Source organism: Bradyrhizobium sp. WSM2793 (assembly GCF_000379585.1).
Lineage (GTDB): Bacteria > Pseudomonadota > Alphaproteobacteria > Rhizobiales > Xanthobacteraceae > Bradyrhizobium.
The window spans coordinates 82,442-104,807 of the sequence record NZ_KB902779.1; the positions used below are offsets into that span (position 1 = coordinate 82,442).

The 22,366-nt window shown below is 65.5% G+C and carries 18 protein-coding genes; 2 read left to right on the forward strand and 16 right to left on the reverse strand.

Going from position 1 to position 22,366, the window contains the following annotated elements; translation table 11 throughout:
- The first annotated feature begins 108 nt into the window (after nucleotides 1–108).
- Complete coding sequence (locus tag A3AS_RS0114380; protein ID WP_018318276.1) at nucleotides 109–3,585, forward strand: PAS domain S-box protein; 3,477 nt, start codon at nucleotides 109–111, stop codon at nucleotides 3,583–3,585.
- A gap of 63 nt (nucleotides 3,586–3,648) precedes the next feature.
- On the opposite strand, the gene A3AS_RS0114385 is transcribed toward A3AS_RS0114380, so the two are convergent.
- The 12 genes from A3AS_RS0114385 to A3AS_RS48305 all read right to left on the reverse strand — a co-directional run bounded on the left by A3AS_RS0114385 (nucleotide 3,649) and on the right by A3AS_RS48305 (nucleotide 17,026).
- Nucleotides 3,649–5,622, reverse strand: coding sequence for a methyl-accepting chemotaxis protein (locus A3AS_RS0114385; RefSeq protein WP_018318277.1), 1,974 nt, complete (start codon nucleotides 5,620–5,622; stop codon nucleotides 3,649–3,651).
- Nucleotides 5,623–5,846: 224 nt separating this feature from the next.
- Nucleotides 5,847–7,019, reverse strand: coding sequence for an acetyl-CoA C-acyltransferase (locus tag A3AS_RS0114390; protein ID WP_018318278.1), 1,173 nt, complete (start codon nucleotides 7,017–7,019; stop codon nucleotides 5,847–5,849).
- Between the two features lie 157 nt (nucleotides 7,020–7,176).
- Complete coding sequence (gene serA, locus A3AS_RS0114395; protein ID WP_018318279.1) at nucleotides 7,177–8,766, reverse strand: phosphoglycerate dehydrogenase; 1,590 nt, start codon at nucleotides 8,764–8,766, stop codon at nucleotides 7,177–7,179.
- Nucleotides 8,767–8,933: 167 nt separating this feature from the next.
- Nucleotides 8,934–10,106 carry a phosphoserine transaminase gene (locus A3AS_RS0114400; protein WP_026201993.1) on the reverse strand — a complete coding sequence of 391 codons (1,173 nt, stop codon included), beginning with the start codon at nucleotides 10,104–10,106 and terminating at the stop codon, nucleotides 8,934–8,936.
- 81 nt (nucleotides 10,107–10,187) lie between these two features.
- Nucleotides 10,188–10,394 carry a hypothetical protein gene (locus A3AS_RS0114405; RefSeq protein WP_018318281.1) on the reverse strand — a complete coding sequence of 69 codons (207 nt, stop codon included), beginning with the start codon at nucleotides 10,392–10,394 and terminating at the stop codon, nucleotides 10,188–10,190.
- Nucleotides 10,395–10,552: 158 nt separating this feature from the next.
- Complete coding sequence (locus A3AS_RS0114410) at nucleotides 10,553–11,017, reverse strand: GNAT family N-acetyltransferase (RefSeq protein ID WP_018318282.1); 465 nt, start codon at nucleotides 11,015–11,017, stop codon at nucleotides 10,553–10,555.
- Between the two features lie 13 nt (nucleotides 11,018–11,030).
- Nucleotides 11,031–11,621 carry a glutathione S-transferase family protein gene (locus A3AS_RS0114415; protein WP_018318283.1) on the reverse strand — a complete coding sequence of 197 codons (591 nt, stop codon included), beginning with the start codon at nucleotides 11,619–11,621 and terminating at the stop codon, nucleotides 11,031–11,033.
- Nucleotides 11,622–11,696: 75 nt separating this feature from the next.
- Entirely contained in the window at nucleotides 11,697–12,524 is an 828-nt protein-coding gene (locus A3AS_RS0114420; RefSeq protein WP_018318284.1) for an outer membrane protein, read from the reverse strand.
- 168 nt (nucleotides 12,525–12,692) lie between these two features.
- On the reverse strand, nucleotides 12,693–13,520 hold the full coding sequence (locus A3AS_RS0114425) for an outer membrane protein (protein WP_018318285.1): 828 nt from the start codon (nucleotides 13,518–13,520) through the stop codon (nucleotides 12,693–12,695).
- Between the two features lie 226 nt (nucleotides 13,521–13,746).
- The gene (locus tag A3AS_RS0114430) at nucleotides 13,747–14,994 is read right to left on the reverse strand and encodes an MFS transporter (RefSeq protein ID WP_026201994.1); all 1,248 of its coding nucleotides are present in this window, start codon (nucleotides 14,992–14,994) and stop codon (nucleotides 13,747–13,749) included.
- Nucleotides 14,995–15,294: 300 nt separating this feature from the next.
- Nucleotides 15,295–16,638 carry a phosphoglucosamine mutase gene (glmM, locus tag A3AS_RS0114435; protein ID WP_018318287.1) on the reverse strand — a complete coding sequence of 448 codons (1,344 nt, stop codon included), beginning with the start codon at nucleotides 16,636–16,638 and terminating at the stop codon, nucleotides 15,295–15,297.
- A 220-nt stretch (nucleotides 16,639–16,858) separates the two neighbouring features.
- Nucleotides 16,859–17,026, reverse strand: a complete 168-nt coding sequence (locus A3AS_RS48305; protein WP_198293698.1) for a hypothetical protein — start codon at nucleotides 17,024–17,026, stop codon at nucleotides 16,859–16,861.
- Nucleotides 17,027–17,142: 116 nt separating this feature from the next.
- Here A3AS_RS48305 and A3AS_RS0114445 point away from each other — a divergent pair, with 116 nt between their 5' ends.
- The gene (locus A3AS_RS0114445; RefSeq protein ID WP_018318289.1) at nucleotides 17,143–18,279 is read left to right on the forward strand and encodes an alpha-hydroxy acid oxidase; all 1,137 of its coding nucleotides are present in this window, start codon (nucleotides 17,143–17,145) and stop codon (nucleotides 18,277–18,279) included.
- 119 nt (nucleotides 18,280–18,398) lie between these two features.
- Here A3AS_RS0114445 and A3AS_RS0114450 read toward each other — a convergent pair whose 3' ends face one another.
- From A3AS_RS0114450 to A3AS_RS0114465, 4 genes are all read right to left on the reverse strand, one after another.
- Nucleotides 18,399–19,025, reverse strand: coding sequence for a hypothetical protein (locus A3AS_RS0114450; RefSeq protein WP_018318290.1), 627 nt, complete (start codon nucleotides 19,023–19,025; stop codon nucleotides 18,399–18,401).
- Nucleotides 19,026–19,082: 57 nt separating this feature from the next.
- Nucleotides 19,083–19,922, reverse strand: coding sequence for a shikimate dehydrogenase (locus tag A3AS_RS0114455; protein ID WP_018318291.1), 840 nt, complete (start codon nucleotides 19,920–19,922; stop codon nucleotides 19,083–19,085).
- A gap of 70 nt (nucleotides 19,923–19,992) precedes the next feature.
- Entirely contained in the window at nucleotides 19,993–21,735 is a 1,743-nt protein-coding gene (locus A3AS_RS0114460; protein ID WP_018318292.1) for a SulP family inorganic anion transporter, read from the reverse strand.
- Between the two features lie 95 nt (nucleotides 21,736–21,830).
- Nucleotides 21,831–22,103 carry a helix-turn-helix domain-containing protein gene (locus tag A3AS_RS0114465; protein ID WP_026201995.1) on the reverse strand — a complete coding sequence of 91 codons (273 nt, stop codon included), beginning with the start codon at nucleotides 22,101–22,103 and terminating at the stop codon, nucleotides 21,831–21,833.
- Between the last annotated feature and the right edge of the window lie 263 nt (nucleotides 22,104–22,366).

Consider the following 22,366-nt stretch of genomic DNA (forward strand, 5'->3'; position numbering starts at 1 on the left):
GGGGACCGGGGCCGTGGACCTGCCCGCGGGCGCGGGCGATACTAACCCTTTCTTAAGGCTGTCATTCCCGGCAGCCGCCAGCTTCAAGCGCGAGACACAGCCGGTCGGATGACGAGTTCGGATTTCCAGTTGCGAGGTGTGGGCGATCCCCGGCTGGCCGTGCATGCGACCTCGCCGCTCGCGACCTGGCTGTGGTCGACCGACGGCGCGCGCGTGCTGTGGGCCAATCCGGTCGGCGCAAAGCTGTTCGGCGCGGCGAACGGCGCAGCGCTGGCGGAGCGGGCTTTTGGCCCGGCGGACGGCCATCGCCGCCAAGTCGCCCGGCTCGCCCGGCAGCTGCCGGCGAGCGGCACCGTGCGGCTCGAACGTCTGCGCGGCTTCGGCGCCCGGCTCGGCACGCTGATGACCTGCGCCTGCGCCCGGCTCGACTTTGCCGATGGCGGACACGCCGTGCTCGTCACCGCGATGGACCCGACCTTGCGCAGCATGCCGCTGGTCGAGCGGCTGCATCGCCTGGTCGAGGGCGCGAAGATGCCGATGGCGGCGTTCGCGCCCGACGGCCTGTTCGTCGGCGCCAGCGAGGCGGCCCGCTCGCTGCTCGGCTTTCGCGATCTCGGCGAGGCCGGGCTCGAACAGGCGCGCAGCGATGCGCTTCGCGAGGGCCGCGTCGAGACGCCGATCGGCATCGGCCAGATGGTGCTGCAACGGGTCGGCCTCGGCGCCGATGTCGGCCTGATCGCGCTGATCGAGCCGGCCACGCAAGCTGCGCCCGCAGCCTCCGTGCCCGCGAGCACGGCGGAAAGCGCAAACGAGGCGCCGGCTGAACCTGCGCAGCAGGCCGCGGCCATGCCGTGCGAGCCGCCACCCTCGCAGCACGGATCGGCCGGGATCTCGTTGTTCGATGCGTTCGCCGAGCCGGTCGAGGCGCCCAAGGCAACCGGGACAATGGCGCCTGAACCGCAGGACTTGGCGGGGATCGAGGACACGGCCGAACAGCCTGTTCGAGAACCAGCTCACGAAACGCCGGACCAGGGCGCCGACATCGCGCCCAAAACTCCGGTTGAAAACCCGCATCCAGCCATCGTCTCGCCGCAGGCTGCGCCGATCACTCCCGGCATGGTCGAACCGCCGTCGGGCCAGCAATCGTCTGGCCGGGATTCGTCGGGCCAAGAGCCGCCCGCACCGCGTCAGCATCCGCTGCGCTTCCTCTGGCAGATGGATGCGGAGGGGCGCTTTGCGCTTCTCTCCGACGAATTCATCCGCCTGATCGGCGCGCGCACTGCCGCCGGCTTCGGCCGCCCTTGGCGCGAGATCGCCGAGGACTTTTCGCTCGACTCTGATGGCCGCGTCGCGGAGGCGCTTGCAAGCCACGACACCTGGGCCGGGATCACCGTGAACTGGCCGGCTGACGGCGGCGAGCATCTGCCGGTCGAGCTCGCGGGCCTGCCGGTCTACGACCAGTCGCGCAACTTTGCCGGCTTCAAGGGCTTTGGCGTCTGCCGCGATCTTGACGGCCTCAATCGTCTCGCAGCGCTGAGGCGCTTCGAGACGGTGGTCGAACCGGCGGCGCAGCACGGCCCGTCTGCCGAACTGGTCGCGCCGGAGCCCGAGGCCGAGCCGGTCGCGGAGGCGCCGCCTCCGCCGATCGAGCCGCCCGCAGCCGAGCCCGAGCCAGCATCCGAACCTGAACTGCCCGACCCCACCAGCGACGCGAATTCACACCCAACCGATCCGGAAACGTCAGTGGAAACGCCAGTTGAAACCCCTCCGAATGTCGTGCCGTTCCGCCCGCACGGCGATGTCAGATCACCCAGTGATCAGAGATCGCCGACGCTGACGCCGGTCGAGAACAGCGCGTTCAACGAGCTCGCCCGGCAATTGTCCGAACGGCTCGAACGCGAGCGCGAGACGATCGCGGCAGAAGCTTCCGAGCCGGTGGCGGAGACCCCCACCGAGCCGCCGGCGCCGCAACCCTCACCGCCGCAAGCTGCGGCCGAATGGCTGAGCGAGCCCGCGCCGCCGCCGCGCGGCGCCAGCGCGCGCGACCGCACCCTGCTCGACCTGTTGCCGACCGGCATCCTGATCTACCGGCTCGACCGCCTGCTCTATGCCAACCCCGCCTTCCTCGCGCGCATGGGCTATGCCGGCATCAACGCGCTGGAGAACGCCGGCGGGCTCGATGCGCTCTATGTCGAGCCCGGCGTGTCGTCGGCCAGCAGCACCTCGCAAGCCGGCACGCCTGTCACGATCAGCGCGACGCTCGCGAACGGTGAAGCACCGCTTGCGACCACCGAGGCTCATCTGCACACGATCGACTGGGACGGCGAGAGCGCGCATGCGCTGATCTGCGCGCTGCCCAATCCTGCACCTGTTGTGGCGCCCAGCGTCGCGGCTTCGATTGCCGAGACCGTCGTCGTCGAGCCCATCGTCGCCGAATCCTTCCCCTACGCGCCCGAGCTCGAATCCGCGGCCGGCGATGCCGATGCGGAGGATCTCGCCGCGATCCTCGACACCACGGCCGAGGGCATCGTCATGTTCGATGCCGAAGGCAACATCCACGCCTGCAACCGCAGCGCCGAGGCGCTGTTCGGCTATGACGGCACCGACCTGCTCGAGCAGAATCTGGCGACGCTGTTCGCGCCGGAGAGCCGCCAGATCGTCGCCGACTATCTCGAAAGCCTCAAGAGCCAGGACATTTCGAGCCTGCTCGACCACGGCCGCGAGGTGCTCGGACGCGAGAAGAAGGGCGGCGTCATTCCGCTTGCGATGATCATGGGCCGCACGCGGCCGGACGGCCCGAACTTCTTCGCCGTGTTCCGCGATCTCTCGCAGAGCAAGAGGGGCGAGAGCGAGCTGACGCAGGCCCGCCACCTCGTCCATAGCGCGGCTAACGCCAAGGCCGACATGCTGGCGCGGATCAGCCACGAGATCCGCACGCCGCTCAACGCCATCATCGGCTTTGCCGAGGTGATGATCTCCGAACGCTTCGGCACGCTCGGCAACGAGCGTTACGGCGAATACATGAAGGATATCCGCGCCTCCGGCGAGCGCGTCATCGCGATCATCGACGATCTGCTGGAGCTGTCGCGGATCGAAACCGGCAAGCTCGATCTCAACTTCGCCAACCTCAGCCTCAACGACCTCGTCGAAGCCTGCGTGACCGTGATGCAGCCGCAGGCCAATCGCGAGCGCATCATCATCCGCACCTCGCTCGCGCATGCGCTGCCGCAGGTCACGGCGGACGCGCGCGCGATGCGGCAGATCACCATGAACCTGATCTCGAACTCGATCCGGCTCGCCAGCGCCGGCGGCCAGGTCATCGTCTCGACCGCGCTGTCCGACCGCGGCGAGATTTGCTTGCGCATCCGCGACACCGGCCATGGCCTCTCCGAGCGCGAAGTCGCCGCCGCGATGGAGCCGTTCCGCACCCCGCCGCCCGGGGACGCCGCGGACAATTCGGCGCTGAGCCTGTCGTTGACCAAGGCCCTGGTCGAAGCCAACCGCGCCCGCTTCAACATCAAGAGCGCGGGGAATTCCGGCACGCTGATCGAAGTGGTGTTCGCACCGGTGGTGGCGGGGGCGTGAGGCGTTCTTAACCTCTCCCCGTAAGAACGGGGCGAAGGAGCGAAAGAGCGGCGCGCCCTTACATCACGCCGCGCGCACGGTGTCCAAGAACCTGCTGACTTCGATCTTCAGCCGGCTGCTGTCGTTCGACAGCGACTGCGCCGCGGACAGCACCTGCGCGGAGGCAGATCCCGTCTCGGTCGCGCCCTGCCTGACGCTGCTGATGTTGGCGCTCACCTGCGTGGTGCCGGCGGCCGCATTCTGGACGTTGCGCGAGATCTCGCCGGTCGCGGCGCCCTGCTCTTCCACGGCCGCGGCGATGGTGGACGATATCTCGGACAGCCGCTCGATGGTGCCGCCGATGGTCTTGATGGCGCCGACCGAATCCTCGGTCGCAACCTGGATGCTGGAAATCTGCTGACCGATATCGCCGGTGGCCTTCGCGGTCTGCTCGGCCAGCGCCTTGACCTCCGAAGCCACCACGGCAAAGCCGCGCCCGGCTTCGCCGGCGCGTGCGGCCTCGATGGTGGCATTCAGCGCCAGCAAATTGGACTGGCCCGCGATGGCGCTGATGAGCTCGACCACGTCGCCGATGCGCGCAGCCGCCTTCGACAATTCGCTGACGCGGTCGTTGGTCTGCCCGGCCTGGCTGACGGCTTCGCCGGCCATGCGCGCGGAGGCCTGCACCTGGCGGCTGATCTCGTGGACCGAGGCGGTCAGTTCCTCCGCCGCGGAAGCCACCGACTGCACGTTGGTCGCGGCCTCTTCGGAGGCCGCCTCGACCAGGGTGGCAAGCTCGGTCGAGCGGCTGGCGGTGGTGGTCAGCGAGGTCGCCGACGCCTCGAGCTCGTTGGCCGCAGACGACACGGTCTCGACGATCTCGCCGATCGCGCCTTCGAAATCGTCGGCCATCCTGATCATGTCGGCGCGACGGCGCTCGGCGGCGAGCTTGTCCTGCCTGATCTTCTCTTCCGCCTCTTCCTGCGCCTTGCGCTCGGCATTGACCTTGAACGTCTCGACGGCCTGCGCGATCTCGCCGATCTCGTCGGGACGGCCGAGCCCGGGCAGCACGATGGCGAAATTACCGTTGGCGAGCTCGATCATCGCCGCGCGCATGGCCGACAGCGGCTTGGAGACCGAGCGGCCGATGAAAATGCCGAGGCCGAGCACGCCGGATGCGATCAGCGCGATCGCAACCGCAATCCAGAACTGGATGTTGGCACGTTCGGCCTCGTTCAGCCGGTCCGCCTCGATGCGGATCTGGTCGACCGACTTCGAGACCTGCTCGATGACGGGCTCGACCGCCGAGAACGCTTCGGACATCGCCTTCAGCTCGCCCGCGAGCTTCAACGCGGTCTCCATCCACGCGGAGAAATCGCGCTGGTAGTCGGCGAGCTTTTGGCGAAGCTCGGCCTTCGAATTGTCGGGAATGGTTGCGGCGTTGAGAAGGGCCGAAAATTCAGCCGCACGCTTCTTGATGTCATCGCCATATCTGGCGTCGCGACGCAGCATGAAGTCCTTCTCATGCCGGCGCATCATCAGCATGATCACCTTGAGAGAGGAGTCCTGGAGCTGGTCGACCTGGCTCTCGATACCGTGGACCGACGCGCGCAGGCGCCCCTCCAGGCCGGATTTCTCGTCGAGGCCGAGCCGCTGCCGCTCCTCGACCACCGCGGTAAAGCGCGCCTGATAGGTCTTCAGCGATGCGTTCATCGCGTCGATCTTTTGCGCCAGCTCGGGCTTGCCGAGGACAGAGATCCTGCCGCGAAGCGTCTCGATGTCGAGCGCCGCCTGCCGGCTGATCTCGACCTGGCGCTCGGCTCTGGCCGGATCGCTGCGCAGAAGGAAATCCTTTTCGGCCCGGCGCGCCTCGAGCAGCTCGACCGCGATCCTGTTGTTGAGCTCGAAGACGGTGCGCGCCTCCTCGGCGGCGTTGCGATAGACCGCCATCGCGCGCTCACCATAGAGGTGAATCCCGCCGATCAGGACGACACCAAAGACGCCGATCACGCCGATTGCAGTGATCTTGTGGGTGAGCCGCAGGGAGAATAATCGCATCTTTGATTTCAAAATTGGTTGTGGCTGATGCGACTAATGAAGCCTCAATGCGCGGAAACTTCCGTTAATCTGCGGACACGTATGACTACGTACTTATGCACGATACACGTCACAGGATAAGTCTCGATGGCCCCCGTCTATGCACGGTGAAGTGCACAAGAAAAAAACACGGCGCTCGTGCGCGCCGTGCTTCCTTCCCTTCAAGCCGTCGGTTGCGGATCGGCTCAGCTGTAGATCTCGAACAGGCCGGCGCCGCCCTGGCCGCCGCCGATGCACATCGTCACCACGCCCCACTTCGCCTTGCGGCGCGCGCCTTCCTGCAGCAGGTGGCCGGTGAGACGGGCACCGGTCATGCCGAAGGGATGGCCGATCGCGATCGAGCCGCCGTTGACGTTGTACTTGGCGGGATCGATGCCGAGCTGGTCGCGGCAGTACAGGCACTGGCTGGCGAAGGCTTCGTTGAGCTCCCAGAGATCGATGTCGTCGACCTTCAGGCCGGTGCGCTTGAGCAGCTTCGGAATTGCGAACACCGGGCCGATGCCCATCTCGTCGGGCTCGCAGCCCGCGGTCGCCCAGGCGACGAAGCGGCCGAGCGGCTTCAGGCCGCGCTTCTCGGCGTCCTTGGCTTCCATCAGCACCACGGCGGCGGCGCCGTCCGAGAGCTGGCTGGCATTGCCGGCGGTGACGAACTTGCCGGGGCCCTTCACCGGCTCGAGTTTTGCCAATCCTTCCATCGTGGTCTCGGGCCGGTTGCACTCGTCGCGATCGACGACGTAGTCGACGATGCTCTCCGCCTTGGTCGCCTTGTCGACGACCTTCATCCTGGTCTTCATCGGGACGATCTCGTCCTTGTACTTGCCCGCCTGCTGCGACGCCGCCATGCGGCGCTGCGATTCCAGCGAGAACTCGTCCTGATATTCGCGGCTGAGCTTGTAGCGCTCGGCGACGATGTCGGCGGTATCGATCATCGCCATGAAGATGTCGGGCGCGACCTTGAGCAATTCAGGATCGATCGATTCCTTCGGGGTGCCGCCGCCCGGCATCGAGATGCTCTCGACCCCGCCGGCGACGATGCAGTCTGCGCCGTCCGAGCGGATCGAGTTGGCGGCCATCGCGATGGTCTGCAGCCCCGAGGAGCAGAACCGGTTCACCGAGACGCCGGCGGTGGTCTTCGGCAGGCCGGCGAGCAGCGCGGCCTGGCGGCCGATGTTGGGCGCGCCGTGGGCGCAATTGCCGAGATAGCAGTCCTCGACATAGTCCTTGTCGACGCCGGCGCGCTTCACCGCGTGCTGGATGGCGTGTGCCGCGAGCGACATCGGCGGCGTGATGTTGAACCCGCCGCGGCCGGATTTTGCGAGGCCCGTGCGCGCATAGGAAACGATGACGGCTTCACGCATGTGTTTCTCCCTTGTCGAGCGATTTTGAACGGAGCGCTCTTTGAACGAGTTGTCCTGGCGCCATTGGTACACAAAGTTTGGCAGGCTGCGGAAAATAAAAACGCCGCCTCCCGTGACGGAGGCGGCGTTGTTCCGCGGGTCGGAATATGTCAGCGTCTCAGAACGTCAGCGCCTTGACCTGCTTGACCTGCGGCAGGGCCTGCACCTTGGCGAGCACGTCCGCCGGGACCGCGCCATCGACCTCGACCAGCGCGATAGCGTCGCCGCCCTGCTCGACGCGGCCGAGATGGAAGGTCGCGATGTTGATCTTGGCGTCGCCCAGCAGGCCAGCGAAGCTGCCGATGAAGCCCGGCTTGTCCTCGTTGGTGACATAGATCATCGACTTGCCGAACTCGGCGTCGACGCGGATGCCCTTGATGTCGACCAGGCGCGGCTTGCCGTCGTGATAGACGGTGCCGGAGACCGAGCGCTCCTGGCGTTCGGTCGCGACCGTCACGGTGATCAGGCTCTCATAGTCGCTCTGGGCGGCGCGCACGATCTCGTCCACCACCATGCCGCGCTCCTTGGCGACGACGGGCGCGGACACCACGTTGACCTCGCCCAGCATCGGCCGCAGCAGGCCCGACAGCACGGCGGAGGTGATCGCCTTGATCTTCATCTCGGCGACGTGGCCCTCATAGGTGATCTCGACCTTGAGGATGCCGGTCTCGGTGAGCTGGCCGGCGAACGAGCCGAGCTTCTCGGCGAGCGAGATGAACGGCTTCAGCTTCGGCGCTTCTTCCGCCGTGATCGAGGGGAAGTTGACCGCGTTCGAGATCGCGCCGGTGAGCAGGTAATCCGACATCTGCTCGGCGACCTGCAGCGCGACGTTCTCCTGCGCTTCGGTGGTGGAGGCGCCGAGATGCGGCGTGCAGATCACGTTGGGATGTCCGAACAGCACGTTGGCGTTCGCGGGCTCCTCGACGAAGACGTCGAACGCGGCGCCGGCGATGTGCTTGGAATTGAGTGCATCGACCACCGCCTGCTCGTCGACGAGACCGCCGCGCGCGCAGTTGATCAGGCGCACGCCCTTCTTCATCTTGGCGATTGCGGCAGCGTCGATGATGTTCTTCGTCTTCTCGGTCAGCGGCGTGTGCAGCGTGATGAAATCGGCGCGCTTGAGCAGGTCGTCGAGCTCGACCTTCTCGACGCCGATGTCCTTGGCGCGCTCCGGCGACAGGAACGGATCGAACGCGATCACCTTCATGCGCAGGCCGAGCGCGCGGTCGGCGACGATCGAGCCGATGTTGCCGCAGCCGACGACGCCCAGCACCTTGCCGGTGATCTCGACGCCCATGAAGCGGTTCTTCTCCCACTTGCCGGCCTGGGTCGAGGCGTCGGCCTGCGGGATCTCGCGCGCGAGCGCCAGCATCAGGGTGACGGCATGCTCGGCGGTCGTGATCGAATTGCCGAACGGCGTGTTCATCACGATGATGCCCTTGGCCGTGGCGGCGGGGATCTCGACATTGTCGACGCCGATGCCGGCGCGGCCGATCACCTTGAGGTTGGTCGCCTTGTCGAGGATCTTTGCGGTCGCCTTGGTCGCGGAGCGGATCGCAAGGCCATCGTAATTGCCGATGATCTCGGCCAGCTTGTCCTTGTCCTTGCCGAGATTGGGCTGGAAGTCGACCTCGACGCCGCGGTCTTTGAAGATCTGCACGGCAGCGGGCGAGAGCGCGTCGGAAATGAGAACTTTGGGTTTGGTCATGGGATGTGTCCTTCACACCCTCCCTTGGAGGGGGAGGGTCGGCGCGAAGCGCCGGGGTGGGGTGAAGCTGCGAATTCGAAATTCGCCAGTGCGCCGTGTGGAGAGATCACCCCACCCGCCGCACCTGACGGTGCGTCGACCCTCCCCCTCCAGGGGAGGGACAAAACTCAGGCCGCCTTGGCGAGCGTGGCCTTGGTCTCGGCAAAAGCCCAGTCGATCCACTGCGTCAGCAGCTCGACGTCCTTGGCCTCGACGGTGGCGCCGCACCAGATGCGCAGGCCGGCCGGCGCATCGCGATAATACGCGAAGTCGTAGCCGGCGCCTTCCTTCTCCACCAGCGCCACCAGCTTCTTGGAGAACTCGGCTTGCGCGTCCTCGGACAGCGAGGTGATGGCGGGATCGGTGAACTTCAGGCACACCGAAGTGTTGGAGCGGATCGCGGCGTCCTTGGCGAGGAAGTCGATCCACGGCGTCTTCGCCTTCCAGTCGGCGAGCACCTTGGTGTTGGCGTCGGCACGCGCGATCAGCGCCTTGAGGCCGCCGATCGACTTGGCCCAGTTCAGCGCATCGAGATAATCCTCGACGCAAAGCATCGACGGCGTGTTGATGGTCTCGCCGACGAAGATGCCTTCGTTGATCTTGCCGCCCTTGGTCATGCGGAAGATCTTCGGCAGCGGCCAGGCCGGCTTGTAGGTTTCCAGCCGTTCGACCGCACGGGGCGACAGGATCAGCATGCCGTGCGCGGCTTCGCCGCCGAGCGCCTTCTGCCAGGAGAAGGTGACGACATCGAGCTTGGCCCAGTCCAGCGGCTGCGCAAACGCGGCCGAGGTGGCGTCGCAGATGGTCAGGCCGTCACGGGTCGCGCTGATCCAGTCGGCGTTCGGCACACGCACGCCTGACGTGGTGCCGTTCCAGGTGAAGACAACGTCGCTCTTGGGATCGACCTTGGAGAGGTCGGGGATCTCACCGTAAGCCGCATTCAGCTTGGTGACGTCCTTGAGCTTCAATTCCTTGACGATATCGCTGACCCAACCTTCGCCGAAGGATTCCCAGGCGAGCGTGGTGACGGGCCGCGCACCGAGCAGCGACCAGAGCGCCATCTCGACTGCGCCGGTATCGGAGGCGGGCACGATGCCGATGCGATAATCGGCGGGCACTTCGAGCACTTCGCGCGTGAGATCAATCGCGAGCTTGAGCTTGGTCTTGCCGACCTTCGCGCGATGCGACCGGCCGAGTGCTGCGTCCTTGAGATTTTGGGCGTTCCAGCCGGGGCGCTTGGCGCAGGGGCCGGAGGAGAAATGCGGCACGTTCGGCCGCGAAGCGGGCTTCGCTACAGTCATCATATCTACCCTTCCAGATAGTCAGCCTCCCGTTGGGGGGAGGTGTCCCGCCGCGGCTGATACGGGAAACAGGAAGAGTCGTCAAGGAAGTTCCGGCGTCTCACGGCGGCGTGATGGTGCTTCCGGTGCGATATCAGGGGATTCGACGACCGTGAGCGCATTCAGCAAGTCCGTGGCCTCGCTGATCAATTGCGCGGCTCTGCGGCGGCTGCCGACTTTCAAAATGCACTTGTCATTGGCCTGCACGACGTAATCGTTGCCTACCTTGATTATTGAATAGCTTGTCATCGAAATCCCCGAACCGACAGAGCCCGGTGTCTGAAGCTGCCGTAGCACCGTTCGTTCCCGGATCAACGTGAACGACGGCTGGGTAGTTTATCAGCTGTTAATATGAACAAACGCGCGATCCGAATTCGCTGATCGCGCAAGGCTCGCGAAGAGCTGCCTCAAAAGCGGACAGTCATACCGACGTGGCTCGCCGCGAACCCGAGCCGCTTGTAGAAACGCTGCGCATCGACGCGGCTCGCATGCGTCAGCAACTCGACCAGACTGCAGCCGCGCGCTTTCGCTTCCGCGATCGCCCATTGCACCAGCCGCTCGCCGATGCCGCGGCTGCGACAATCCGAAGCAACACGAACGTCTTCGAGCAGGCCGCGCACGCCGCCTTGCGAACTGATGCCCGGCAGGATCGCGAGTTGCAGGCAGCCGACCACCCTGCCCCCGCTCTCGGCAACCACGAGCGTGAGGTTCGGATCGCGCTCGACCCGTGCGAAGGCATCGTAATAGGCGGCAGGCAACGGATCCTCGAGGCGCTCGCGCGCGCGGCCGAGATGATCGTCGGCGAGCATCGCCACGATCGCTGGAACGTCGTCGCGGCGCGCGCGGCGAATGGAGACGGATTCGGCGTTCATGACAACTCCAACCTCAGCGTGCCGGCGGGAGGCCGAGAAACGCTTCGACCTCGCCGATCCAGCGGCGGAGAGCGGCATAGCGGCTGAGATCGAAGCCGCCCTCATGCGCCAGGCGGGTATAGGCAAGCAGCGAGACGTCGGCGAGCGAAACCTCTTCACCGGCGAAGAAGCGGCCAGCCGAAAGATGCTGCTCCATGCGGTCGAGCGCCGCATAGCCGCGCTTGACCTTTTCGGGGTCGAGCTCGGATGCGTCCTTGCCGAGATAAACGAGGAGGAAGCGGCACACCGCGATATAGGGCTCGTGGCTGTACTGTTCCCAGAACAGCCATTCGTCCATCTTGGCCGCAATGAAGGCGTCGCGCGGAACGAGCGCGCTGTCGCGGGCGAGATAGCGGATGATGGCATTGGACTGCGCCAGTGTGCGGCCGTCGTCGAATGCGATGGTGGGCACCTGGCCTGCGCCGTTCATCTCAAGGAATTGCGGCGTGCGCGTTTCGCCCTTGCGCGTGTCGATCTCGATCCACTGATAGGGCAATGCAAGCTTGTCGCAGACCCACTTCACCTTCAGGCAATTGCCGGAATTGCTGTCGCCGTAGATCTTCATCGCTGCCGCCCCGCTTTGGAGCGACAGAGCATCAGGACGCAAGCGAGCTGTCAACCGCGGCGCAGCGCGGTCGCGTCAGAACTTGTAGCCGAGGCCGGCGCGGACGGTGTTGATGCTGGTGTCGACCTGGGAAGTGAAGCGAATATATTCGTACTCCGCGCGCATGAACAAGCCGCCGACCAGATTGACGTCGACGCCGAGACCGGCGGTGTAGCCGTAGATCAGGTGATTGTGCTGGGCATCGGTCGAGGTCAACGGCGCCAGCGGCGTGTAGACCCCGAGCTGGGTCGCGCTCACGCGGTCCTGCACGCTGACGGTGCGAACGATGTCGGCATTACCGAGCGCGAGCCCCGCAAACATGTAGGGCAGGAAGCATCCCCATGCGTAGGCGGCGCGACCGCGGAACGTCCCGATGTCGCTGATGCTGATCGAAGAGGTCGACGTCGCCGTGACATCATGGAAGTTGCCGTCGGACAGTGCAGTGGGGCTGACGCGCCGTTCGCTGGCCGACGACGATCCTCCGAACCTGCCATGCAGCCAGCTCACTTCGAGACCGAGGACGACGTCGTCCCATTGCGCATTGTATCCGACGAAGGCGCCGTAACCGGTGGTGCGCTGCGAGGCCTTGCCCAGTCCGAGATTCCACTGAGACACGCCCATCGAGCTCTCGATCAACGTATCCGCCAACAGGGCAGCCATCATGTTGCTGGTCGAGCCGTTGAAGTTCTCGTCGGACGAACCATAACCGGCCTGGGCTCCGATATAGGAGCCTTGCCAGTTGACGCTGGACCGGGTGAGACCGTCCGTGAAGCTGCCGCGCAGGATGGGAAGATCCGGCATATCGGCCGCATGCGCGGCAGACACCGTCCCCAACATCGCCGCCGCCAACAAAAGGCCACGCATCGCAACGCTCCATCGAACTCGAACTTTCATCCGTGATCATGGCTCGTTAACCTTAACCAATGGTTGCGTCCGCCGCCTTCATCGCTACTCGCCATGAAAAATACGCAAAGCAAAACGGCGCGGGATGATCCCGCGCCGTTAAGAAGTCCTAACCGATCGAAGTATCGATCAGCCCTTGGTGACGAGCGGCGGCGCGTAGACCGGCGGGCTGCTGAGATCCCAGCGCACGCCGAGCTTGATGTCGTGCGAGGTGAGCTCCTTGACCTTGATCGAGGTCGGGCCGGAGGCGCTGTTGTCGAACAAGCGGTAATTGCCGGGCGCGGCGTCGCCGAGGTTCATGTAGCTGTAGGCCAGTTCGACGGTGAACCCGGGATTGACCTTGTAGGCGAGACCGGCGTGAGCGGCCCAGGCGAGGTTCCACTTTCCGTTATCGGCGAAGTAGGCAACGCTGTTGTTGAGCAGCGGGTTGTAGGACACGCCGTCGTCGCGGAAGCCGCTGATCTTGTTGTAGGAGCCGCCGACACCGGCGCCGATGAACGGGGTGATGCACCACCAGGTGCCGAGGTCGACATAGGCGTTGGCCATCACGACCCACTCGGACTTGCTGCCGCTGTAGTTGTTGACGCCGACGAAGCCGGGTCCAACGACGTTGTCGCTGCCGTGCAGATTGGATTTGCCACGGTACTGGCCGATCACGTCGGCGCGGAACCAGTTGTTGAAGCGATAGCCGACGCCGAGATCGAACAGCCCCGCCGAGTCGAAGCCGAGCCCCTCCGTCGTCTTGGAATAGCCGGCCGGCAGGGCGCTATCCATGCGCTTGGCGCTCTGGTTGGTCATGCCGATGTCGCCGCGCAGATACCAGCCGCCGAAGTCCGCGGGCGGAGCCGGCGGCGCGTACATGGGAGGGGGCGCCGCGATCGGCATATCGGCAGCGAACGCCATCGACGAGATCAGGGTTGCCGCACCCGCGGCAAGGAGAGACTTAACGCTACGCATTGGCTTCGTCCTTTTGGCCGGTGAGGCAAATACGCAGGCCTCACGTTCTGGAAACTCACGGAGCGGACGATGCCAGCAAATGTTTAAGCGCCACTTAACCCTAATTTTTAAGGTTGATTTTTCCTGACTGCTCGCGCGCACGGATGAGAAGCGTTGCAAAATTGCAGCGCCTGGCGCCGCAATTGCTAACGATGTGTAAAGCCTCAGTGCAGCGGGAGAGAATCCGTTAACGCGCGTGCCGCTGCAGCTTGGGCAGGAACACCGCAAGCAGGCCGAGCGCCGGCAGGTAGGCGCAGACCTGGTAGACGAACTCGATCGAGGTGTGGTCGGCGAGCTTGCCGAGCACGGCGGCGCCCAGGCCCCCGATGCCGAACGCAACGCCGAAGAACACGCCGGAGATCATGCCGAATCTGTGCGGCACCAGCTCCTGCGCGAACACGATGATCGACGACGTCGTCGAGGAGATGATCAGACCGATGATGACTGACAGCACCGCGCTGCCGACGAGCCCGGCATAGGGCAGCGCCAGCGTGAACGGCAGCGCGCCCAGGATCGAGATCCAGATCACGATCTTGCGGCCGAAGCGATCGCCCAAGGGACCGCCCAGAAACGCACCGACCGCGTTCGCCGCGAGGAAGATGAAGAGATAGATCTGCGCTGCCTGCGTCGACACGCCGAACCGATCGATCAGGTAGAAGATGTAATAGCTCGACAGGCTCGACACGTAGAGCTGTTTCGAGAACAGCAGCGCGACCAGCACGAGCAGCGCGACGGCGACGCGGCGCGAGCTCGGTGCGTCGGGATGGGCCTGACCCGCCGCTGTCTTCTTCGCCTTGATCTGCGGCGCGTACCAGCGGCCGATGCGCCAGAGGATGAGGATCGCGAGGAAGGCGATCGAGGAGAACCAGGCGATGCTGCCCTGCCCGAACGGCACCACGATCAGCGCCGCCAGCACCGGCCCCATCGAGGTGCCGAAACTGCCGCCGAGCTGGAACACCGATTGCGCGAAACCGTAGCGGCCGCCGGAGGCGAGCCGCGCGATGCGCGCGGATTCGGGGTGAAACACCGCCGAGCCGAGACCGACCAGCGCGGCGGCGACGAGGATGACGAGATATTGGTGCGCGGCACTGAGCAGCAGGAGGCCGAAGAAGGTCGAGGCCATGCCGATCGCCAGCGAATAAGGCTGCGCCTTCTTGTCGGTGTAATGCCCGACCACCGGCTGCAGCAGCGAGGCCGTGAACTGAAAGGCCAGCGTGATCATGCCGATCTGCGCGAAGTCGAGCGCGTAGGTGTCCTTCAGGATCGGATACACCGAGGCGATCAGCGACTGCATGGTGTCGTTGAGGAAGTGCGAGAAGCTGATGCCGGCGAGCACGACATAGGCCGGCCCGGCCGCTTTGGCGGCGGGTGCCACGTCAGCGACGACGACGGGCTCGGTCAGCGTTTCCTCTGAGACGACAACAGGCTTGTTCAATGCAGCATCCCGGCGCGGCAGATTGCCGCGACCTCGTAGGTACGATGCAACGAGCGATGGAACCACCGCCAATCGCAAATGGCTGGAATGCGCGCGCTCTGCCGCGAGCAGCGCGACCTGCATGGTTCAAGAGGCCCGCTTTCACGGGCTCCTCACCATGAAGGTCTGGATCTCGCCACGAAAAAAGGAATCGTAGGGTGGGCAAAGGCGCCCTCGCGCCGTGCCCACGATCCTTCGATACGGCCACAGAAGCGTGGGCACGCTTCGCTTTGCCCACCCTACGGCAGGGTGCCTGGGACCTCAGGCCGCCGCCTGGCCGAGCGCCAAGACGATGGTGTCGACGACGTCCTCGACCAGGATGCGGTCTTCGCCCTCGCCCATGACGCGGATCACCGGCTCGGTGCCGGAGGAGCGGATCAGAAGGCGGCCGTGGCCGTTGAGCCGCTTCTCGCCGTCGGAGATCGCCGACTTGACGTCGGAATCGTCGAGCGGCTTGCCGCCCTTGTGGCGGACATTCTTGAGGATCTGCGGCAGCGGATCGAAGCGGTGGCAGACCTCCGACACGGGACGGCGCAGCTTCTGGACCACCGCGAGCACCTGCAGCGCAGCGACAAAACCGTCGCCGGTGGTGGCATAGTCGGACAGGATGATATGGCCGGACTGCTCGCCGCCGAGATTGTAGCCGCCGTTCAGCATCTGCTCGAGCACGTAGCGGTCGCCGACCGGCGTGCGGACCAGATCGAGCCCCTGCCCTTTCAGGAAACGCTCGAGGCCGAGATTGGACATCACGGTGGCGACGATGCCGGGCCGCGACAGGCGGCCGTCTTCCTTCCAGCTCTGCGCGATCACCGCGAGCAACTGGTCGCCGTCGACGACATGACCGCGCTCGTCGACCAGGATAACGCGATCGGCGTCGCCGTCGAGCGCGATGCCGATGTCGGCGCGCATCTCGCGCACCTTCCGCGACAGTGCTTCCGGCGAGGTCGAGCCGCAATCCTTGTTGATGTTGAAGCCGTCGGGCTCGACGCCGATCGGCACAACGTCGGCGCCCAACTCCCACAGCGCTTCCGGCACCACCTTGTAGGCGGCGCCGTTGGCGCAATCGATCACGACGCGCAGGCCGTCGAGCGAGAGGTCGCGCGGCAGCGTGCGCTTGGCGAATTCGATGTAGCGGTCATGCACGCCGTCGATGCGGCGGGCGCGGCCGAGGCTCGCGCTCTGTGCCAGCCGCTTGTCAATGGGCTCGTCGAGCAGCTGCTCGATCTGCCGCTCAACGTCGTCGGACAGCTTGAAACCCTGCGGGCCAAACAGCTTGATGCCGTTGTCCTCGAACAGATTGTGCGAGGCCGAGATCATGACGCCGAGATCGGCGCGCATCGACTTGGTCAGCATCGCAACCGCCGGCGTCGGCATCGGGCCGACCAGCAGCACGTCCATGCCGACCGAGGTGAAGCCGGCGACCATCGCGTATTCGATCATGTAGCCGGACAGGCGGGTGTCCTTGCCGATCACGACCCGGTGGCGGTGGTCACCGCGCTGAAACGCAAGGCCTGCGGCTTGGCCGACCTTGAGCGCGAGCTCCGGCGTGATCAGTCCGTTGGCGCGGCCCCGAATCCCGTCCGTCCCGAAATATTTGCGACTCATATCGTCCCCCGAGCAACAACCAGGGGATCCCCTCTACAACCACGGGCTGCCCGAACGGGACCCGCATCCCTGATTTGCTAAACGTCTTATAATGCCTATGGGGCTAACTTGGCTTCAAAAAATATGATGAATCATTACGGAACCGGGGCGCCGCCGCTCCGACAACGTCTTGTTAACATTATATTTCCTACCCATGGCGCCGGTCGGGGTGGAACCCGATTTAATCGCTGCGCTTGACGTAGCCATCGCCGCGGCTCGGCGCCGGCTGGGTGACGTTGACGGGATCGGAGCCCGGAAAGGTCTCTTCCAGACCCTCTTCCAAGGCTTCCTCGAGATCACGCTTCTCCTTGATCTCTTCCGGCGAAGGTCCAGCGTGCGGCTTCGTCATGGCGCCCTCCTGCAAAACGGTCTGCAAACGGATTTGGCTGTGCATCCAACCATGCTAGATGACCCCGAAATCTTCCGATGCAAGACTCTTGATAGAAGACGGGCCGGGGAACGATCATGAAACATATCACCTGTATCGACGATCTTCGCACGCTGCATAAGCGCCGCGTGCCGAAGGCATTCTTCGACTATTGCGATCGCGGCTCCTATGCCGAGGAGACGCTGCGCGCCAACCGCGAGGATATGCAGGCGATCAAGTTTCGCCAGCGCATCCTGGTCGACGTCTCCAAGCGCGACACCTCGACCACGATCCTCGGCGAGCCCTCGACCATGCCGCTGATACTCGCGCCCGTCGGCCTGCTCGGCATGCAGCATGGCGACGGCGAAATTTATGCCTGCCGCGCCGCGCAGGCCGCCGGTATCCCGTTCACGCAATCGACCATGTCGATTTGCTCGATCGAGGACATCGCCGCCAATGTCGAGAAGCCGTTCTGGTTCCAGCTCTACGTCATGAAGGACCGCGGCTTCATCAAGGAATTGATCCAGCGCGCGATCGCGGCCAAGTGCAGCGCGCTGGTGCTCACCGTGGACCTCCAGGTGATCGGCCAGCGCCACGCCGACATCAAGAACGGCATGACGGTGCCCCCCGAATGGTCGCTGTCGAAGCTGCTGGATTTCGCCAGCAAGCCCGGCTGGGTCTCCGGCGTGCTGCAGGGCAAGCGCCGCACCTTCGGCAACATCGCCGGCCACGTGAAGAACACCGAGGATCTCAATCGCCTCGCCGAATGGACGGCCTCGCAATTCGACACCTCGCTGAACTGGAAGGACGTCGAGTGGGTCCGCAGCATCTGGCCGGGCAAGCTCGTCATCAAGGGCATCCTCGACGTCGAGGACGCCGAGGAAGCCGCCAAGACCGGTGCGCAGGCGCTCGTCGTCTCCAACCATGGCGGCCGGCAGCTCGACGGTGCGCCGTCCTCGATCGAGGTGCTGCCCGAGATCGCCGATGCGGTCGGCGACAGGATGGAGATCATGTTCGACGGCGGCATCCGCTCCGGCCAGGACGTGATGCGCGCGCTCGCGCTCGGCGCAAAGTCCTGCATGCTCGGCCGCGCCTATGCCTACGGCCTGGGTGCCGGCGGCCAGGCCGGCGTCGCCAAGGCGATCGACATCATCCAGAAGGAGCTGCTCACCACCATGGGCCTGTGCGGCGTCAACCGGATCGACGAGATCGACGATCATGTCATCGCGATGTGACGGCAGCGGCGGTGCCGTAGGGTGGGCAAAGCGTAAGCGTGCCCATCAATCTGCGTAATGTGAGAAAGACGTGGGCACGGCGCTGACGCGCCGTTGCCCACCCTACGATTGCTTTCTCATCACATCGGCGGCGTCAGGCCGTCACGGCCGACGCTGACGCGGTTGGTCTCGAACGAGCCGTCGGGCAATTGCTTCATGAAGGCGATGACCTTGGCGCCGGCCTTCAGGTCGGATTTGTCGCCGGGCACGAAGGTCACCACCGGCGTGTTGTCGGCGACGAACACCTTCTTCTCGCCGTCCTTGTACTTGACCAGCAGCGTATGGCCGTCATTGCCGACCACGCTCTCCGACACCGTGGCGTTGGTCATGCTCGAATTCGGCTTGAGGTCATAGGGCCGCGAGCCCTCGCCGGTGCCGCGCATGCTCTCCGGAAACACGTGGACCTCGACCGCGTTCTGGCCGCCGTCCGGTCCGGGCACCGTGGTGGCGCCGACGAAGGAGCCGACCTTGATGTCGGCGAGTGAAATTTTGGTAATCCCCGAGACGTTCACGTCGGGAGCGATGCGTAGCTTGACGTCCTCGCCGCTGCGCGACTTGACCTGCATCGTGTCACCATTGACGCTTTCGATCGTGCCGCGCACGCGCGTCGGCACCGGTGCCCTCTGCGCGTAGGCATAGAGGGTGGAAGCGGCCACCATCGCGACGGCGATCAGCGGACGTGTGAAAGTTGCACGTTGAACAGACATGACGGTCTCCGATTGTCCCCCAGGAATGGAGAACTCCGGACGACGCGTGCTATTCTCTCAAGTCTTTGTGAGATCGGCCTCGACCAGCGCCCGCAGCTCGGCTGTGACCTCCGGCCGCCGGCCGAACCACAGCTCGAAACCGCGCACCGCCTGGTGCAGCAGCATGCCGAGCCCGTCTGCCGTCTTCAGGCCACGCGCCGTTGCGGCGGCGAGCAGCGGCGTCACCAGCGGGACATAGACGAGGTCGGCGACCACCGCCGCCTGCGGCAGGCGCGCGACATCAACATCGAGTGAGGGCTGGCCGTGCATGCCGAGCGAGGTCGTGTTCACGAGAAGTTTTGCGCGCGGCAGCACGTCGTCGATCCCGTCCCACGTCACGGGATGCACGTTCGGCCCGAACTGTCTTGCCAGCGTCTCGGCCCGCGCGATGGTGCGATTGGCAAGATGGATGTGCTTGATCCCGCGCTCGAGCAGGCCGAACACGACCGCCCGCGAGGAGCCGCCGGCGCCGAGCACCAGCGCCTCCTCGGCGGCATCCCAACCGGGCGCGCTGGCGTCGAGATTGCCGATGAAACCTTCGACGTCGGTGTTCGTCGAGCGCAGCTCGCCGTCGGCAAACCACAGCGTGTTCGCCGCGCCGACGGCCTTGGCGCGCGCATCGGGCGCCGACAGCGCCAGCACCTCTTCCTTGTGCGGGATGGTGACGTTGGCGCCGACGAAGCCGCGCAGCGACAGCCGCAGCACGAAATCCCTGAGATCCTCGGGCGGAACCGCTTCGATGACATAGCCGCCGGGGATGCCGAGCGTGCGCAGCCAGTAATGATGGATCAGCGGCGAGCGCGAATGCGCGGCCGGCCATCCGATCAGACAGGCTGCAGGAGCTTTGGGCGCGGTCATCTTTCCCTCGGGTCGTTTCCGAGGCGATCCATTTCGCGTCCCGTGGGACCTGTCAAGCGTGCGGACGTCGCTAGTCCGCCGCAGCCTCGTCGGCCGCCCGGCCCTTGATGTCGGCGATCGCGCGGTCGAGGCTCTGGCGATAGCGCGCCCGCGGCGGCGTCACGCCATGGGTGAGCAGCGCGCGGCGGACAGCGGGCGAAGCCCCCGTGATGAACAGGCGGATGCCCTGGCGGTGCGCCTTGGCGGCGACGCGGCCCAGCACGTTGGCCGCCGTCGAATCCAGGAACGGCACCGCGGCGAAATCGACCACGAAGGCCTTGCGCTTGTCGGCGACCTCGTCGAGCACGCCTCCGATGGCGGAGGCCGCGCCGAAGAAGAACGCGCCAGTGATGCGATAGACCAGCACGTCGCGATCGACCGCAAGCGCAGGATCGTAGCGAACGCGATCGCCATTGCCGTCGTCAGGACGATCGCCGGCGACCAGCGGCGAGCGTTCCTCGATCCCCGTCATCTCCGCCATGCGATGGATGAACAGCACGGCGCCGAGCGCAAAGCCGACCAGGATGCCTTCGGTGAGATCGCGGAAGATCGTCAGCAGGAAGGTCGCGAGCAGCACGACGGCGTCGCCCCATGACGAACGCAGGAGCGTGGCGAATTCGTGCTTCTCCGCCATGGTCCAGGCCACCACGACCAGCACCGAGGCGAGCGCGGCCAGCGGAATGTAGCTTGCGAGCGGCGCCGCGATCAGCATGAACAGCAGCAGAAACACGGAATGCAGCATGCCGGCCAGCGGCCCGCGCGCGCCGGCGCGAATGTTAGTCGCGGTCCGCGCGATCAGGCCGGTGACGCAGATGCCGCCGAACAGCGCCGAGCCGATATTGGCGGCGCCTTGCGCCACCAGCTCGCAATTGGAGCGGTGACGGCGCCCGGTCATGCCGTCGGCGACCACCGCCGACAGCAGCGATTCGATGGCGGCCAGCAGCGCGAACGCGATCGCATCCGGCAGCACGGCGCTCGCCTTCGCGACCGAGAACGCCGGCAGCGCCGGTGACGGCAATTCGCGCGGAATGCCGCCGAAGCGCGACCCGATGGTTTCCACCGGCAGCGACAGCACGGCACACGCAACGGCCGCGATCACGACCGCGATCAGGATGCCGGGCCAGGACGGCCGCCAGATCCGCAAGGCCGCGATGATGGCGATGCTGACGATCGCGACCGCGACGGCGGATGGATTGATGGTGTTGAGACCGCCGGCGAGCGCGACCAGCTTTGGAACGAACTCGCTGGGCTCCTTGCCCGCAAGCGTGATCCCGCCGAGATCGCGGAGCTGGCTGGCGAAGATGATCACGGCGATGCCGGCGGTGAATCCGACCGTGACCGGATAGGGAATGAACTTGATGTAGGTGCCGACCCGGAGCAGGCCCGCAGCGATCAGGAACACGCCCGCCATCAGGGTGGCGAGGATGACGCCGTCAACGCCGTGACGCTCCGCGGTCGCTGCGACCAGGACGATGAAGGCGCCGGCGGGTCCGCCGATCTGGAACCGGCTGCCGCCGAGCAGCGAGGCGATGAAGCCGCCGACGACAGCGGTGTAGAGACCGCGGTCCGGCGTCACGCCCGAGGCGATCGCGATCGCCATCGACAGCGGCAGCGCCACGATCGCAACCGTCAGGCCCGCGAAGACATCGGCGCGGAAGTCCGCGACGCCGTAGCCTTCACGCCAGACGGTGACGAGCTTTGGCAGATACAGTTCGGCAAAAGTCGGCTGACGCAGCTGGTGCAGCCGGCTTGCGTGATCGCTTGTGATGCTCATGCTCCGCTGCCCCACAATGCTCCACCGCATCGTGCGGCCGCGATCCGGACGCGACGGTGCGTTGGTTCAGTCTGCTCCGGGCAAGACCGGCAAGATCAAGCCCCCACCCGGCGCGGCGGCCCGGGCTCCTTCAGGCGGACGCCACGCCCGCCGCTGTCGCTGCGGACCTGCTCGCCGATCAGCTCGACGCCGGCCCGGTCGAACGCCTCGACCACCTTGATCAGGGTCTCGACCACGCCACGCACATTGCCGGTGCTGGCCTCCATCCGCTGGATGGTCGGCAGCGAAACGCCGGCGAGCTCGGCCAGGGTTTTCTGGTCAATGCCGAGCAGCGCGCGGGCTGCCCGCATCTGGAACGACGTGATCACCTTGGCCTCACTTACCAGCACTTATAAATGATATCTGAGACGTGTACAATGATGTAAAATACATCATATCGGACTTAAGGCAAGAGGTTGCCCAGCTACGCCGCCGTCATTGCGAGGACCCTTGCGACGAAGCAATCCAGAGTCCTGCCGCGGAACGACTCTCTGGATTGCTTCGCTTTTGCGGTTGGGGCGCGATCACTTGAAACGCCGCACGCGTAGAGACGGCCCCTCACCCACCCTCTCCCCGCGAAGAGCGGGGAGAG